The organism is Pseudomonas sp. Pseusp97 (assembly GCF_047304025.1).
GTDB lineage: Bacteria > Pseudomonadota > Gammaproteobacteria > Pseudomonadales > Pseudomonadaceae > Pseudomonas.
The window spans coordinates 1-15109 of the sequence record NZ_JBGLYK010000026.1 but is presented as its reverse complement, the minus strand read 5'-3'; the positions used below and the strand labels follow the sequence as shown (position 1 = coordinate 15109).

Sequence of the window (15109 nt, the reverse complement as noted above, 5' to 3'; positions counted from 1 at the left end):
GTAGGAGCGAGCTCGCTCGCGAACAGGAATTCCCGGCTAACGCCATCTTGCAGCCCTGCACCGAACGGTCCCCTCTCCCTTCAGGGGGAGGGCTAGGGAGGGGGCAGTCGCCCTAACATCGGGACATCGCTGTATTTCCCTCTCCCCAACCCTCTCCCTGAAGGGAGAGGGGGCCATCCGTGCCGGCTGGTGTTGTGGCTTCACCCTGCGCGACCCTCTTCTGCCGGAGCGGCGCGCCTCGCGCGAATGTTCGCGAGCAAGCTCGCTCCTACAATGGCAGGTCAGCCCGTAGGATGGGTGGAGCTTGCGATACCCATCAGCGTTTTGGCGCTCTCGATGGTATCGCTTCGCTCCACGCCATCCTACGGACGTGGCATCCGGTGACTGCAGGAGCGGACTCCGTCCGCGATCAGCCAGGGTTCGCGAGCAAGCTCGCTCCTACAAAAGCAGCGGGGGCAGTCAGTGCAACTTGTCGCGCTTGGCCAGGGTGGGGAACAGCTTCATCCACGCGCCGGTGACGACCAGTGTGCCGACGCCGCCGAGCACCACCGCCGGCACGGTGCCGAGCCAGTGGGCGGTGAGGCCGGACTCGAACTCGCCCAGCTGATTCGAGGCGCCGATGAACAGGCCGTTCACCGCGCTGACCCGGCCGCGCATCTCGTCCGGGGTTTCCAGCTGCACGAAGGCGCCGCGGATGACCATGCTGATCATGTCCGCCGCGCCCAGCACCACCAGCACCGCCAGGGAGAACCAGAAGGAGGTCGACAGGCCGAAGGCGATGGTGGTGACGCCGAAGATGCCCACGGCGAGGAACATGATCCGCCCGACATTGCGCTCGATGGGGAAGCGCGCCAGCCAGAAGGACATCAGCAACGCCCCCACCGCCGGTGCCGAACGCAGCAGGCCCAGGCCCCAGGGGCCGGTCAGCAGGATGTCCTTGGCGAATACCGGCAGCAGCGCAGTGGCGCCGCCCAGCAGCACGGCGAACAGGTCGAGGGAAATGGCGCCGAAGATGTCCGGGCGGCTGCGGATGAAGCGGATGCCGGCCAGCAGCGATTCCAGTGTGGCCTTGCCTTGCGCGGCCGGCGCCTGACGCGAGGGCAGGGTGAGCACCAGGGCGCAGGCGATGAAGTAGAGCACCGCCGTAGGCGTGTAGACCCAGAACGCGCCGAAGGCATACAGGAAGCCGCCAAAGGCCGGCGCCGCGATGGTCGCCGCCTGCATGGCCGAGGCGGACGCCGCCACCGCGCGGGGGAACAGCGCGGTGGGCACGATGTTCGGCAGCAGCGCCTGGGTGGTCGGCATCTCGAATGCCCGCGCGGTACCCAGCAGGAAGGCCATCACGAAGATCATCTCGCGGGTCACGTTGTCGGTGCTGGCACCCACCACCAGTGCCACGGCGATCAGGCCCTGGCCGATCTGGCAGAGCGAGGCAATGCGCCGGCGGTCGTAGCGGTCGGCGACGTGACCGGTGTGCAGCATGAACAGCACGCGCGGGGTGAACTCCACCAGTCCCACCAGGCCGAGGTCGAGCACGTTGTGGGTCAGCTCGTAGATGTGCCAGCCGATGGCCACGGTGATCATCTGGAAGGCGCTGGCGGTGCAGACGCGGGCGAGCCAGAAGGCGAGGAAGGGGCGGTGGCGCAGCAGGGACGTGGCTTCGGCGCTCATGTTCAGGGCTTTGTCCGGAGGGTTCGTTAGGGGGCTAAGCAAGGGCTGCGCAGCGTAGCACGGCGTAACACTTTTCTGCTGGTCGTCGGCGGATTGCGCTATTGGCGAATAGTCTCGACCCGTCGACTAAAATTTTCATCGCCGCGACAAGCTGCCCGATTGACTTTGCTTCGCACTATTGAGGTGCGTTAAAGTTGACAGAAGAGTCAGGTTTTACTGCAGGATCCTTCCTTCGGCGCCATCCCCGAGACGCCCGCGATTGTGCGGCCTCCGAACTCTCCCCAGCACAGAAAAAACACCACATGGGCGGCCTTCACCGTCCCAAGGATGAACCATGTCCAACCGTGATATTTCCCGGCGCGCCTTCCTGCAGGGCGGGCTGATTGCCGGTGTCAGCGTGACCATGGCGCCGCTCGGCAGCCGGGCCTTCGCTGCCCTGATGGAAAACTCCGTCACCGTCTCCCCCCAGCAGTGGATGGGCCACGACGGCAAGGCGCGTTTCCGTAACGACGCGCTGTCCAAGGTCTGCGGCAACAAGGTGTTCGCCCGCGACATCCGTTCCAGGGACATGCCCGGCTGGCCGCAGCAGCAGGGCCACGCAATGCTGCTCAAGACCATCAAGGCCGACCGCATCTTCGACGGCATCGACCTCGCCTGGCTGGGCGCCGACCTGCAGCCCGACCGCATCGTCACCGCCGAGGACCTGGACAAGGACGGCATCGTCTTCCCCGAAGCCCACGCCCCGGACCCGCTGCTGCCGCGCGGCAAGGTGCCGATGTTCATCGGCCACCCGGTCGCCATCCTGATCTGGAACGACTTCGAACGCTTCCGCAAAGCCAAGCTGAAGATGAAGTTCAACGACAAGGCGATCCGCTACGGCGCCCAGGCCCCGCTGTACCAGGGCGATCCCTACGGCAGCTTCCGCTACGTGCGCGTCGGCGGTGCGACCTCGGCCGATCCGGACGAGTTCTCCAGCCTCAAGGACTCGATCCTCTTCCCGATGATCCGCGAGCGCAAACCGGTGTGGAACCAGCAGCCCAACCAGCACGGCGACCTCACCGAGCAGGGCCTGTTCTACGCGCAGAAGATCAAGGACCAGATCGACAACCCGCCGGAAAACTGGCTGGTCTTCGACGAGCGCTACAAGACCCCGTCCATCGAGCCGGCCGCCATGGAGCCGGACAACGGCAACGGCTGGTACGACCCGGCGAGCAAGACCCTGCACTTCGTGGTCGCCACCCAGTGCCCGTTCGAGGCCGCCTACGAGACGGCGCACATGATCGCCCCGTCGCGCTTCGGGCTGGCCAAGCTGAACATTCATCCCGGCTACACCGTGGGTTACGGCTCCAAGGACCACAACATCTTCGTCTTCTACGCGGCCCTGGCTGCGTTGTACGGCAACGGCGTGCCGATGCGCCTGGCCAATGACCGCTACGAGCAGTTCCAGAGCGGCATCAAGCGCCACCCGTTCGACATTCGCTACCAGTTGGCGGTGGACAAGAAGGACATGACCTTCAAGATCTTCCGCACCGAGATGAGCGTGGATGGCGGCGGTCGCATCAACTACAGCCCGTCCGTGGCCGCCGTGGGTGCCACCGCTGCGCAGTCGATCTACTACATGCCGCAGAACGACCTGCAGGTGACCGCCTACCATTCCCGCGCCGTCGAGGCCGGTTCCATGCGTGGCTACGGCACCCTGCAGAGCATGGCCGCCACCGAGATGATGGTGGACGAGATCGCCGGTCGCCTGGGCGTCGACGCCATCGAGCTGCGCCGCGTCAACGCGCTCAAATCCGGCATGAAGAACACCCAGGGCGCGATCCCTGCCGGTGCCCTGCGCCTGCACGAGATCCTCGACAAGGCTGCCGCTCACGAGTGGTGGAAGACCCGCGACGCGCGCAAGAAAGAGATGGACGCCAAGGACCCGGACCACTGGTACGGCGTCGGCTTAGCCATCTGCCAGAAGGACTTCGGCACCGGCTCCGAAGCGCCCATGGCGAGCATCGAGTTCGATGCGCAGGGCAAGGTGCACATGCGCCACATCGGCATCGAGATCGGCACCGGCATGTCCACCTCCCAGGCGCTGGTGGTGGCCGATTTCCTCGGCAAGCCGGCGGACGAGATGAAGACCGCCGAAACCGAATGGGGCGAGCTGCAACTGGTGAGCGGTGAGGACCCCTACACCATGAGCCAGCCGACCCAGGACGAGAAGCTGCGCAACCCGCGCTGGGTCGGCAAGTACGCCTCGGCGTCTTCGGCAACCAACTCGGCCTACTACTTCAGCCACGCCACCCGTGAAGCGGCACGCGTGCTGTTCAACCACGGCCTGTGGCCGGCGGCCCTGGAAATCTGGCGTCGCGGCCCGTTCAACGGCGCGGCCAACCCGCTGGTGGTGCGCCGCGAAGACGCCCACTGGGTCGACGGCAAGCTCACCGCCAACGGCCTGGAGCCGCTGTCGTTCGCCGAGCTGGCCAAGGTCGCCCACGAGAAGGGCCTGGTCACCGGCGCCAGCGTCCACGGCTTCAACCGCTGGAGCTGGGCGGAGTGCGATTTCGTCATCGACGGCGTGCGCGACCGCCTGCCGCTGGACGCCCTGGCCGTGAAGTACGGCGACGGCGCACCGGGCGTGAAGAAGGCGCAGATGAACAGCGCCGGCTTCCACCTGCTGGATCGCCAGAACGTGGCCTATCCGCCGGTGCAGCTGAACAACGCCGCGGTGACCTACTACAGCCCGGTGGCGACCATCGTCGAGCTGAAGGTGAACAAGGGCAGCGGCGAAGTCAGCGTGCTCAACCACCACAGCTGGATCGAGTGCGGCCGCGTGCTGGTGCCGGAACTGGTGAAAGGCCAGATCGAGGGCGGCACCGCCATGGGCATCGGCCATGCGCTGCTCGAAGACATGCCGCTGTACGAGGGTGGCCCGGGCGAGGGCGACTGGAACTTCAACCGCTACCGTCTCCCGAAGGCGAAAGACGTGGCCGTCTGGCAGCAGAGCTCGGAAATCCTCCCGCCGCTCTCGCCCAGCGACCCGTCCAAGGGCATCGCCGAGGTGGTGATGATCCCGGTGGTCGGCGCCATCGGCAACGCCGTGGCCCACGCCATCGGCAAGCGCGTCCGCGACCTGCCCATCACCCCCGCTCGCATCAAGGAGGCCCTCAATGGCTAACCGTCAGCTCAACCTGACCTTGAATGGTCAAACCGTCGGTCCGGTCGAGGTTCCCGAGGACCTGCCGATGATCGACTACCTGCACGAATACCAGAACCTCACCGGTTCGCGCCTGGGTTGCGGCCAGGGCATCTGCCACGCCTGCGTGGTGATCGTCGACAACCCCGACGGCACCAGCGAGGAAGTGCGTACCTGCATCACTGGCGCGCACTACTTCGAAGGCAAGAAGGTGCGCACCATCGAGGGCCACGCCAAGCGTGAAGAGGATGGTTCGGTGAAGGAGCTGAACCCGATCCAGCAGAAGTTCGTCGACCGCTTCGCCTTCCAGTGCAGCTACTGCGCACCGGGCTTCGTCAACGCAGCCACCGTGCTGGTGGAGAAGGCCCAGCGCCAGCCGCTGAAGAAGAGCGAACTGGAGTCGACCATCGAGGCGAGTCTCGGCCACCACATCTGTCGCTGCACCGGGTACGTGCGTTACTACGACGCCACCCGCGAAGTGCTGACCGATCTCGGCCTGGTCAGGGAGGGCTGAGCATGCAGCGCATTCTTTCCGGCCTCACGCTGGCTGTCGGCCTCGGCCTTGCTGTCAGTGCCCAGGCAGCCGACCAGGAGCTGGTCAAACGCGGCGAGTACGTTTCCCGCGCCGCCGACTGCATGGCCTGCCACACCGCCGAGGGCGGCGCGCCGTTCGCCGGCGGCCTGCCGATCCACTCGCCGTTCGGTACCATCTACGGAAGCAACATCACCCCGGACAAGGACTTCGGCATCGGCAACTACAGCGCCGACGACTTCTTCGCCGCCCTCACCGAAGGCAAGCGCAAGGACGGCGCCAATCTCTACCCGGCGATGCCCTACACCTCGTACCACCTCATCAAGCGCGAGGACAGCGATGCCCTCTACGCCTACCTGATGAGCCAGACGCCGGTGCACCGCGCCGCGCCGGAAACCAGCCTGAGCTTCCCGTTCAACGTGCGCATGGGCCTGTCGGGCTGGAACATGCTCTACGGCAAGAGCGTCCAGCTGGAGAACGCCGAGGGCAAGAGTGCGGCGTACCAGCGCGGGCAGTACCTGGTGGAAGTGCTCGGCCACTGCGGCGAGTGCCATACCCCGCGTAACAGCATCGGCGCGTTGCAGCAGGACAAGCGCCTGACCGGCGGCCTGCTCAACGGCTACAGCGCCCCAAGCCTGTTGGCCCAGGACCTGGCCGAGCGCGGCTGGACCAGCGCCGACCTCACCGGCTTCCTCAAGCACGGCATGAGCCCGCAGGGCAGCATGTTCAACGAGATGTTCCCGGTGATGCACCTGAGCACCCAGCACCTGGGTGACGAGGACCTGGCCGCCATGTCCACCTACCTGCTCGGCGAGCAGCCACCGCAGGCCAAGGTGGTGCAGGCGGTGCCCGAGAACCAGCTCAGCGACAGCGCCAAGCGTGGCCGCCAGCAGTACCTCAACGTCTGCGCCGGCTGTCACGGCAACGACGGCGAGGGCAAGCCGCACATCGCCGTGGCCATGCAGGGCAACACCACCCTGCGCCTGGCCGATTCGCGCAACCTGGCCAAGGTGATTGTCGAGGGCATCCGCGAGCAGCAGTTCACCGGTTTCGAGCGCATGCAGCCGATGCCGGGCTTCGCCGACAAGCTCAGCGACGAGCAGCTCACCGACCTGATCAACTACCTGCGTCAGGCCTGGGGTGGCTTGCCGGGCGACATGGGCGTACAACAGGTCGCTCAACTCAAAGCGGAGTGAGTCGTGCAGCATCTCGATCTGCAAGTGGTCCGGCAGGCGCTCCAGTGGTCCAACGCCGGGCAGCGTGTGTGGCTGTGCAGCGTGCTCTTCACCTACGGCTCGGCGCCCCGCGCGCCGGGCTCGCTGCTGGCGGTCAACGCCAGCGGCCAGTGGGTGGGCTCGCTGTCCGGCGGCTGCGTCGAGGATGACTTCCTCGAACGCGTCGCCGAGGGCGAATTCAGCGAACCGGTAGTCGTCGTGCGCTACGGCGACGGCACCGATACCCGCAGCAACATCCGACTGCCCTGCGGCGGCATCCTCGACGTGCTGGTGGAAAACCTCGCGCCCGATTGCGATGTGCAGGCCCACCTGCGCGAGCTGGAATCGGCTCTGCTCGGCCAGCGCCGCCTGCTGCGCGAAGTGAACCTGCAGGACGGCAGCCGCCGCCTGAGCGACGACCATGAGCACGGCCCGCGTGTCGAGCGTGATGAAGCCCGCGTGCTGCTACGCGTGGGTGCTGCGCAGCGCCTGCTGCTGGCCGGCTACTCCAGCGTCGCGCATTTCTGTGCGGAGTTCGGCAAGGGCCTGGGCTTCGAAGTCATCCTCTGTGATCCGCGCGAAGAAGCGCTGGACGGCGTGGTGCTGGACGGCATCGAAATCCGCCGCGAACTGCCGTCGATCTTCATCGCCAACGGTGGCTGCCACGCGGACACCGCCGTGGTCGCGCTGACTCACGATCCGAAGATCGACGACCTGGCGATGCTCGAAGCCGTGCGCACCGAGGCCTTCTACATCGGCGTGATGGGCTCGCGCACCACCTCCGACAAGCGCCGCGAACGCCTGCATCGCATCGGCGGCCTGGGTGAAGCCGAGCTGGCGCGCATCCATGCCCCTATCGGCCTCAATCTCGGCAGCAAGACCCCGGCGGAAATCGCCCTGGCCGTGCTCGCCGACATCCTGCGCACCCGCAGCGGCATCGCCCGCGAGGCGCTGTGACCGTCGTGGCGCTGGTCCTGGCTGCCGGCCAGGGCTCGCGCTTCGGCGCGGACAAGCGCCGCGCGACCTTGGCTGACGGGCGCAGCCTGCTGGCCCATAGCGTCGAACGTGCGCAGGCGGTGTTCGATGAAGTGCGCGTGGTGTTGCGTGATGATGAGCGGGCTGAGGATTTTGGCCTACCTGCCGGTTGCCGGGTTATCCACAGCCCGGAAGCGGCGCTCGGCATGGGGCACAGCCTGGCGGCGGGCGCGGCTTCGTTGGGCGAATCCCAGGCTCAGGCCGTGGCCATCCTGCTTGGCGACATGCCGTGGATCGCTCCTGAGACCCTGCGTGCGCTGAGCGACGCAGCCAGCGCTTCGAGCATTCTTTTTCCGATTTTCGACGGCCAGCGCGGGCACCCCGTGTTGTTCGGCCGCGAGTTCTGGCCGGCGCTGACGCAGCTCACCGGCGATGAAGGCGCACGGACCGTTGTTCAGGCGAACCGCGATCGTTGCGTCACCCTGGAGGTCGCCGATGCGGGCGTGCTCCGTGATGTCGACACGCCGGACGCCTTGCGCTCCTGACCGGGTTCGCGAGCAAGCTCGCTCCTACAGGGGAAACGCCGGCGTCAAACTGTAGGAGCGAGCTTGCTCGCGAACCCCGGCGACACCCGAACCCCATCCCCGTAGCGCGAGTAACGCCCCAGCGTTATCCGTCGCCAAAGCCATCGGCGGATCACCTGTTCCAGGTCATGCGCCCTACGTTGATCGGCGCTGCGCCAGCCACTGCGCGATGCGCGGCCAGACTTCCAGGCTGGCATTGCGCGACAGCAGCAGACGGTTATGGCTGTAATCCTCTCGCGCGCCGGTCGCCAGCCCGAACAGCTCCAGCGTCGCCTCTGCACCGCCGAAAGCCTTCACCAGCGCCTCGCACCCCGCGACCGGGGCGATGAAGATATCGCCGCCGCCCGCCACACCGAGCACTGGCAGCTCGACGCCGCCCAGCCCGGCCAGATAGTCGAAGCCATCCAGCGAATCGAAACGCCGACGGAAATTCCACTGACACCATTGGCGCATCAGGCGTGCGCTCTCCGCCTCGGGCCCGACGCTCTTCGCCCGGCTGGGCGCGATGCGCCGCCAGCGCAGCATCCACTCGAATGCCTGGAGCATCAGCCAGTGCCGCGGGCTGGCGCCTGCCGCGGTGGCCTGCGAACCGATCAGGACCAGCGAGCGCAGCCGCCGCTGCGCCAGTTCGGGATGGCGCGCCGCCCACATCGAGACGATCAGCCCGCCGCCGGAATGGCCCACCCAGTGCAGCGCCGCCTGCCCGCTGCGCTGGCTCACTGCGTCGAGGATCGCCGGCACGTCCTGCTCGGCCACGTCATCGAAGCTGTGGCGGAAGTCGTTGCGCCCGCTGTCGCCGTGCCCGCGCCAGTCGAACAGCCAGCAGGCGAAGCCCTGGCTGCCCAGGTAATTGGCCAGTCCCAGGCAACTGCGATGGTTGGAGAAGGTGCCGTGGGTCAGCACCACCGGCACGCCGTCCGCCGGGCCTACGCGGCGCAGGGCCAGATCGACACCGTCGGCGGTGCGGATCAGTTCAGGCAGGGCGGCTTCTTGGGCGGTCATCGCGAGCATCCGGGTGGGGGCGGTTCATGCTGCTATCAGCCGGCGCACAAGGCAATCCGCTGCGATGGCTCAGTCAGCCCAGTCTTCCAGGACAAGACCGTCGATGCGCTCGAACTCACGGGTGTTGTGCGTGACCAGCGTGGCGTCCAGGGCGAGGGCGTGGCAGGCGATCCACAGGTCGTTGGCGCCAATTGGCGTACCGGCCAGTTTCAGCCGCGTGAAGTGCACGGCGTAGTGTTCGCAAAGACGAGGCGTGCCGTCGTAGATCACCGGCACCTGGCGGGTCAGGCGCTCCAGTTGGCGCACCACTTCGGCTTTGCGCGAACTGCGTTCGGCGCCCTTGAGGAGTTCGGCAAAGGTGAAGAACGACATGTTCAGCGAAGCCTCGGGCGGGAGGGCGCTGACGCGCTGCGCGACCGACTCCGGCCGGTTCTTCAGGAGATAGATGAGGATGTTGGTATCGAGCAGGTACTTCACAGCTCGTCCCGGTCCTGCGCCAGCGGCTGTTCGCGTTGTTCTGCTTCCAGGGCTTCGATGAAATCGTCATCGAAGCCCTGCAGCGCTTCCATCAGCGCGGTGCCGCGATCCTGCGCAATGGGGTGAATGACCAGGTCGCCGTTATCCTTGCGCGTGATCTCCACACTGCTGACGTCCAAGCGGAATTCCTGGGGAATTCTTACCGCCTGGCTGTTGCCATTCATGAACACGCGGGTGGTGAGGGTGGAAGTCGGCATGGGTACTCGCCTCCGTTGTGTGTACGTATGCGTGTGTATTCTGCCGTCTGCTCAAGTATTGAGCAATCGCTGCCCACTATCTGGTCGCTTTCAGCACCACGAATTTCGGATTCGCCGCCACCTGCTCGACGCCGCGAAACAGGCGCTTGAGCTTGGCGTGGTAGCCCAGGTGGCGGTTGCCAACGATCCACAGCTCGCCGCCGGTGACCAGCGCGGCGCGGGCCTGCTGGAACATGCGCCAGGCGAGGAAGTCGCCGACCACCTGCTGCTGGTGGAAGGGCGGGTTGCACAGGATCAGGTCCAGGGAGTCGGCGGGCTGGCTGGCGAGGCCGTCGTCGGGGTGGATGTCCACCGGACGGTCGCCGAGGGCGGCCTGCCAGTTTTCCCGCGCGGACTGCACGGCCATGTACGACTCGTCGACCAGCGTCAGCTCGGCCTGCGGGTTGAGCAGGGCGAAGGCGATGCCGAGCACGCCGTTACCGCAGCCCAGGTCCGCCGCGCGCACGGCGTGATGCACTTGCGGCAGGTGCGGGAGGAAGGCACGGGTGCCGATGTCCAGGCCTTCACGGCAGAACACGTTGGCATGGTTCAGCAGTGTCAGCGCCGGTTTGTCCAGGCGGTAGCGGCTGGGGTAGGGCGAGGAGGGCGCGGGGCGCTCCTCGGCCGTGGCCACCAGCAGGCGGGCCTTCTTCACTGCCAGCGAGGCCTGCATCGGGCCGATGTATTTTTCAAGCAGGTCGCCGGCGGCGCGGGGCAGGTGCTTGATCATGCCGGCGGCGACCACTTTCGCGCCCGGCGCGAGCTGCCCGTGCAGGCGGATCAGCTGTTCCTCCAGCAGCGCCAGGGTCTTGGGCACGCGGATCAGCACATGATCGAACGGGCCCTGCGGGGTTTCGCTGGCCGGGACGAAGGTCAGCGCCGCTTCGGCGAGGCTGTTGCGTTCGAGGTTGCGCTGGAGGGCGATGAAACCCAGGTGCGAATCGCCGCTGCTGGTCAGGCGCACGTGGGGCGCGAGGCTGGCGGCGAGGGCGCCGAAGCTGTCGTTGAGCACCAGTACACGGCTTTGCGCGCCAACGCCTTGCTCGTGGAGATGACTGAGCAGGTACTCGTCGGCCGCATCGAAGGCCTGCAGCGGGTCTTCGCGCTGTTCAGGGTGACGGACCAGGTCGAGCTGGGCGAAGGGGCTGGCAAGGACGGGCATGGGACTCTCGAAACGACGGAAATGGCTGAGATAGATACGCTGCTTCGTTGGCAATGAGATACGGCTGATTGCAACGAGTTTGTCATCAATTTGAGACGTGGTTGACGCGCTATGGCTTGTGCGGGCCAGCGTTATGCCGAAAAATTATGACCTATCCGCCCGCCTTCGTCTGCGCGGCGGCTTCCCAATAATAACCGGGCGGTCCATGCGACCCGGTAGGGCCCGATCCCGGAGCTGCGCTCCGCCGACCGACGGCCACCACTCCAAGTCTTCACGAATCCTCGACACGCGACAGCCGTTCGCGCGCCGGGCTATTGCCATTGCATAAGGATGTCGATGTACCAGTCGTTGCTCGGGGTGGCTCTGTCCGCCCTTTTCCTCGTGGCTCAACCGGCCTTCGCCGAAGAGCCGATCGTGATCAAGTTCTCCCATGTCGTCGCCGATGACACGCCCAAGGGCCGCGGCGCGCTGCTGTTCAAGAAGCTGGTGGAAGAGCGCCTGGCCGGCCAGGTGAAGGTCGAGGTGTTCCCCAACTCCACGCTGTTCGGCGACGCCGACGAACTGCAGGCGCTGCAGGACGGCAAGGTGCAGATGCTGGCGCCGTCGCTGTCGAAGTTCGAGGGTTACACCAAGCAGCTGGAAGTCTTCGACCTGCCGTTCCTGTTCGACGACCTGGAGGCGGTGAAGCGCTTCCAGAAGCGCGACAAGAGCCGCGAGCTGCTGCATTCCATGGCACGTTCGGGCATCTACGGCCTGGCCTACTGGAACAATGGCATGAAGCAGCTCTCGGCCAACCGCGAACTGCGCGCGCCGGCCGACGCCAAGGGCCTGGCCTTCCGCATCCAACCGTCCTCGGTGATCAACGCTCAGTTCGGCCTGCTCGACGCCACGGCGGTGAAGATGCCCTTCGCCGAGACGCTCAAGGCGCTGCAGGACGGCAAGGTGCAGGGCACCGAGAACACCTGGTCGAACATCGGCAGCCAGAAGCTCGACAGCGCCCAGCCGTTCATCACCGAGACCAACCACGGTGTGCTCAGCTACATGGTGATCAGCAACCAGAAGTTCTGGAACAGCATGCCGTACCCGGTGCGCACCCAGCTGGAAAGCATCATCGAAGAGGTCACCGTCGAGGTGAACAAGGACGCCGAGGCGCTGAACCAGAAGGAGCGCGAGCACGTGGTGGCCAACGGCAAGGCGCGCATCGTCGCCCTCACTCCCGCCGAGCGCGAAGCCTGGCGCAGCGCCATGCAGCCGCTGTGGAAGCAGTTCGAGGGCGAGATCGGCACCGACGTGCTGCGCGCCGCCCAGGTGGTGAACCGCAAGCACTGATCCAGCGCAGGCTTGTGGCGATCTGCCCGGATAGCCACAAGCCTTGCGGGTGTTTCTCTCGCCGCGAATACGGGAAAATGAGCCGTTGCCTGCAAAGGAGCGGACGATGACCGCCAGCGAAGAGAAGTTCACCCGCCAGACCCTGCTGGAGGTGCAGACGCTCACCCCGAGCCTGTTCACCCTGCGCACCACCCGCGACAGCGGCTACCGCTTCCGCGCCGGGCAGTTCGCCCGTCTGGGCGTGTACAAGCCCAGCGGCAGCATCGTCTGGCGCGCCTATTCGATGGTCTCGGCGCCGCACGACGACTTCCTCGAATTCTTCTCCATCGTCGTTCCCGGCGGTGAATTCACCAGCGAGCTCAGCAGACTGCGCGTCGGCGATCAACTGCTGGTGGATCGCCAGGCTTTCGGCTTCCTCACCCTCGACCGTTTCCCCGATGGCCGCGACCTCTGGCTGCTGTCCACCGGCACCGGCCTTGCGCCGTTCCTGTCGATCCTGCAGGACTTCGAGGTGTGGGAGCGCTTCGAGAGCATCAAGCTGGTCTACAGCGCCCGCGAGGAGAAGGAGCTGGCCTACCGCGACCTGATCGCCAGCTTCGGCGCGATGGAGCATCTGGCCGAGCATATCCACAAGCTGCAGTTCATCCCGGTGGTCACCCGCGAGCAGGTGCCCGGTTGCCTGAATGCGCGGATCACCACGCTGATCGAGAACGGCGAGCTGGAACGCGCCGCCGGTCTGGAACTCACGCCGGAGCATTCGCGGGTGATGCTCTGCGGCAACCCGCAGATGATCGAAGACACCCGCGCCGTGCTGAAGGCCCGCGGCATGAGCCTGGCGCTGACGCGCAAGCCCGGCCAGATCGCCGTGGAAAACTATTGGTAAGCCCGGTCCGATAGATTTTGAAAAGATTGTCCCCTTAGGGCGGCGCCACTTTGCCCTTAGGATGGGCGTCCGTTTCCCTTTTTTCGGACCTTATGGACAGTCACAGTATGACGCTGACCCCGGTGCCTACCCCCGTAGAGCCGGCAGTCAGCGAACCTCCCCCGGCATCCGCGCTCGCGGATAAGCCTTCCCAGCCTGCCCTGGCGCGCGCCCTGCGAGGTCGTTCGACATGGAATGGTTGATGGACCCCACGGCCTGGCTCGGCCTGCTCACCCTGATCCTGCTCGAGCTGGTGCTCGGCATCGATAACCTGGTCTTCATCGCGATCCTTGCGGACAAGCTGCCGCCGCATCTGCGCGACCGCGCGCGGCTGATCGGCCTGTCGCTGGCGCTGCTGATGCGCCTGGGCCTGCTGGCGAGCATTTCCTGGCTGGTCACGCTCACCGAGCCGTTGATCGACGTCTTCGGCAAGAGTTTCTCCGGCCGCGACCTGATCATGCTGTTCGGCGGTCTGTTCCTGCTGTTCAAGGCCACCCTGGAGCTGCATGAGCGCCTGGAAGGCCGCGTGCACACCTCCAATGGCAAGCGTGTCTACGCTGCCTTCTGGCCGGTGGTCGCGCAGATCGTGGTGCTGGACGCAGTGTTCTCCCTCGACGCGGTGATCACCGCCGTGGGCATGGTCGAGCAGCTGGAAGTGATGATGATCGCGGTCATCTTCTCCATCGGCCTGATGATGGTGGCCAGCAAGCCGCTGACCCGCTTCGTCAACGAGCACCCCACGGTGATCATGCTGTGCCTGGGCTTCCTGCTGATGATCGGTTTCAGCCTGACCGCCGAAGGCCTGGGCTTCCACATCCCGAAAGGGTACCTGTACGCCGCCATCGGCTTCAGCCTGCTGATCGAGATGGCCAACCAGCTGGTGCGCTGGAAGCGCCAGAAGGGCCAGCGCGGTCAGCGTGGCCTGCGCCAGCGCACGGCCCATGCCGTGCTGCGCCTGATGGGCGGCAAGGTCGACGCCGACGAAGTGGGCGAGGACATCGCAGACCTGGTGGGTGAGGACGATGGCGCCGACGCGCCGTTCCACCGCCGCGAGCGGGTGATGATCAGCGGCGTGCTGGGCCTGGCCGAGCGGCCGGTGAAGGCCGTGATGATCGACCGCCAGCGTGTGCACCGCGTGGACGTGGCGGACAGCCCGGAGAACATCCGCCGCGCCTTGCTCGAGTCGCCGTACTCGCGCCTGCTGGTGATCCGCGAAGGCAATATCGACGAGCCGCTGGGCTACGTACACAAGAAGGAGCTGTTTTCCGCCCTGCTGCAGGGCCGCGAGCTGGATATCCTGCCGCTGCTGCGCGAGCCGCTGAGCCTGCCGGACAGCAGCTCGGTGCTCGGCGCGCTGGAGCTGATGCGCGAGGCCTCGACCCACCTGGCCTTCGTGGTCAACGAGTTCGGCGGTTTCGAGGGCATGCTGAGCATGACCGACGTGCTGGAGGCCATCGCCGGTGAGTTGCCGGACGCCAGCGAGGTGTCGGGCACCGATATCGAAGTGGAGGCGGGCGCCTACCGGGTGGATGGCGCCGTGACGCTGTCGGCGCTGGCCGAGCGGGTCGGCTTCCACGCCCGCCCGACGGCGGAATACCAGACCCTTGGCGGGTTGGCGCTCAAGCACCTTGGCCGGTTGCCGGCCAAGGGCGACACACTGGAACTGGGCGGTTGGCGCCTGGAAGTGACCGACGTCAGCGAGCGGCGCATCGGCCGCGTGCTGCTGACGCCGCCCGGCGGAGGCCCCGCGGCGCCCCGCCC

13 protein-coding genes are annotated in these 15109 nt (G+C 66.3%); 8 read left to right on the top strand and 5 right to left on the bottom strand.

Translation table 11 applies throughout. The features are described 5' to 3' along the window. Positions 1 to 459: 459 nt before the first annotated feature. A complete protein-coding gene (locus ACCC94_RS07750) occupies positions 460 to 1671 on the bottom strand; it encodes an MFS transporter (protein WP_413348731.1) in 1212 nt (403 codons plus the stop codon). Positions 1672 to 2005: 334 nt separating this feature from the next. Between ACCC94_RS07750 and ACCC94_RS07745 the strand changes: the two genes are divergently transcribed. Genes ACCC94_RS07745 through ACCC94_RS07725 form a run of 5 tightly spaced genes read left to right on the top strand, consistent with a single transcriptional unit; the run spans position 2006 to position 8121 of the window. Continuing rightward, positions 2006 to 4837: a xanthine dehydrogenase family protein molybdopterin-binding subunit gene (locus ACCC94_RS07745; RefSeq protein WP_413348730.1), complete on the top strand. Its 2832-nt coding sequence runs from the start codon at positions 2006 to 2008 to the stop codon at positions 4835 to 4837. Beyond that, the gene (locus tag ACCC94_RS07740; RefSeq protein ID WP_413348729.1) at positions 4830 to 5369 is read left to right on the top strand and encodes a (2Fe-2S)-binding protein; all 540 of its coding nucleotides are present in this window, start codon (positions 4830 to 4832) and stop codon (positions 5367 to 5369) included. Before ACCC94_RS07745 ends, ACCC94_RS07740 begins: the two co-directional genes overlap by 8 nt. A gap of 2 nt (positions 5370 to 5371) precedes the next feature. Then, entirely contained in the window at positions 5372 to 6583 is a 1212-nt protein-coding gene (locus ACCC94_RS07735; RefSeq protein WP_413348728.1) for a c-type cytochrome, read from the top strand. Between the two features lie 3 nt (positions 6584 to 6586). After that, positions 6587 to 7558 (top strand): XdhC family protein, encoded by a 972-nt coding sequence (locus tag ACCC94_RS07730; RefSeq protein WP_413348727.1) that lies wholly within the window; start codon positions 6587 to 6589, stop codon positions 7556 to 7558. Beyond that, the gene (locus tag ACCC94_RS07725; protein WP_413348726.1) at positions 7555 to 8121 is read left to right on the top strand and encodes a nucleotidyltransferase family protein; all 567 of its coding nucleotides are present in this window, start codon (positions 7555 to 7557) and stop codon (positions 8119 to 8121) included. Before ACCC94_RS07730 ends, ACCC94_RS07725 begins: the two co-directional genes overlap by 4 nt. A 174-nt stretch (positions 8122 to 8295) precedes the next feature. On the opposite strand, the gene ACCC94_RS07720 is transcribed toward ACCC94_RS07725, so the two are convergent. The 4 genes from ACCC94_RS07720 to ACCC94_RS07705 form a co-directional block, all read right to left on the bottom strand. Next, positions 8296 to 9162 carry an alpha/beta fold hydrolase gene (locus ACCC94_RS07720; RefSeq protein ID WP_413348725.1) on the bottom strand — a complete coding sequence of 289 codons (867 nt, stop codon included), beginning with the start codon at positions 9160 to 9162 and terminating at the stop codon, positions 8296 to 8298. Positions 9163 to 9231: 69 nt separating this feature from the next. Beyond that, positions 9232 to 9639, bottom strand: a complete 408-nt coding sequence (locus ACCC94_RS07715) for a type II toxin-antitoxin system VapC family toxin (protein ID WP_413348724.1) — start codon at positions 9637 to 9639, stop codon at positions 9232 to 9234. Further along, entirely contained in the window at positions 9636 to 9896 is a 261-nt protein-coding gene (locus tag ACCC94_RS07710; RefSeq protein WP_413348723.1) for an antitoxin, read from the bottom strand. Before ACCC94_RS07710 ends, ACCC94_RS07715 begins: the two co-directional genes overlap by 4 nt. A gap of 76 nt (positions 9897 to 9972) precedes the next feature. After that, entirely contained in the window at positions 9973 to 11097 is a 1125-nt protein-coding gene (locus ACCC94_RS07705) for a methyltransferase (RefSeq protein WP_413348722.1), read from the bottom strand. A gap of 336 nt (positions 11098 to 11433) precedes the next feature. Between ACCC94_RS07705 and ACCC94_RS07700 the strand changes: the two genes are divergently transcribed. The 3 genes from ACCC94_RS07700 to ACCC94_RS07690 form a co-directional block, all read left to right on the top strand. Then, a complete protein-coding gene (locus tag ACCC94_RS07700; protein ID WP_413348721.1) occupies positions 11434 to 12426 on the top strand; it encodes a TRAP transporter substrate-binding protein in 993 nt (330 codons plus the stop codon). Positions 12427 to 12532: 106 nt separating this feature from the next. Beyond that, on the top strand, positions 12533 to 13309 hold the full coding sequence (locus ACCC94_RS07695) for a ferredoxin--NADP reductase (RefSeq protein ID WP_413348720.1): 777 nt from the start codon (positions 12533 to 12535) through the stop codon (positions 13307 to 13309). A 229-nt stretch (positions 13310 to 13538) separates the two neighbouring features. After that, on the top strand, positions 13539 to 15109 hold a 1571-nt coding region (locus ACCC94_RS07690), incomplete at its 3' end, for a TerC family protein (protein ID WP_413348719.1).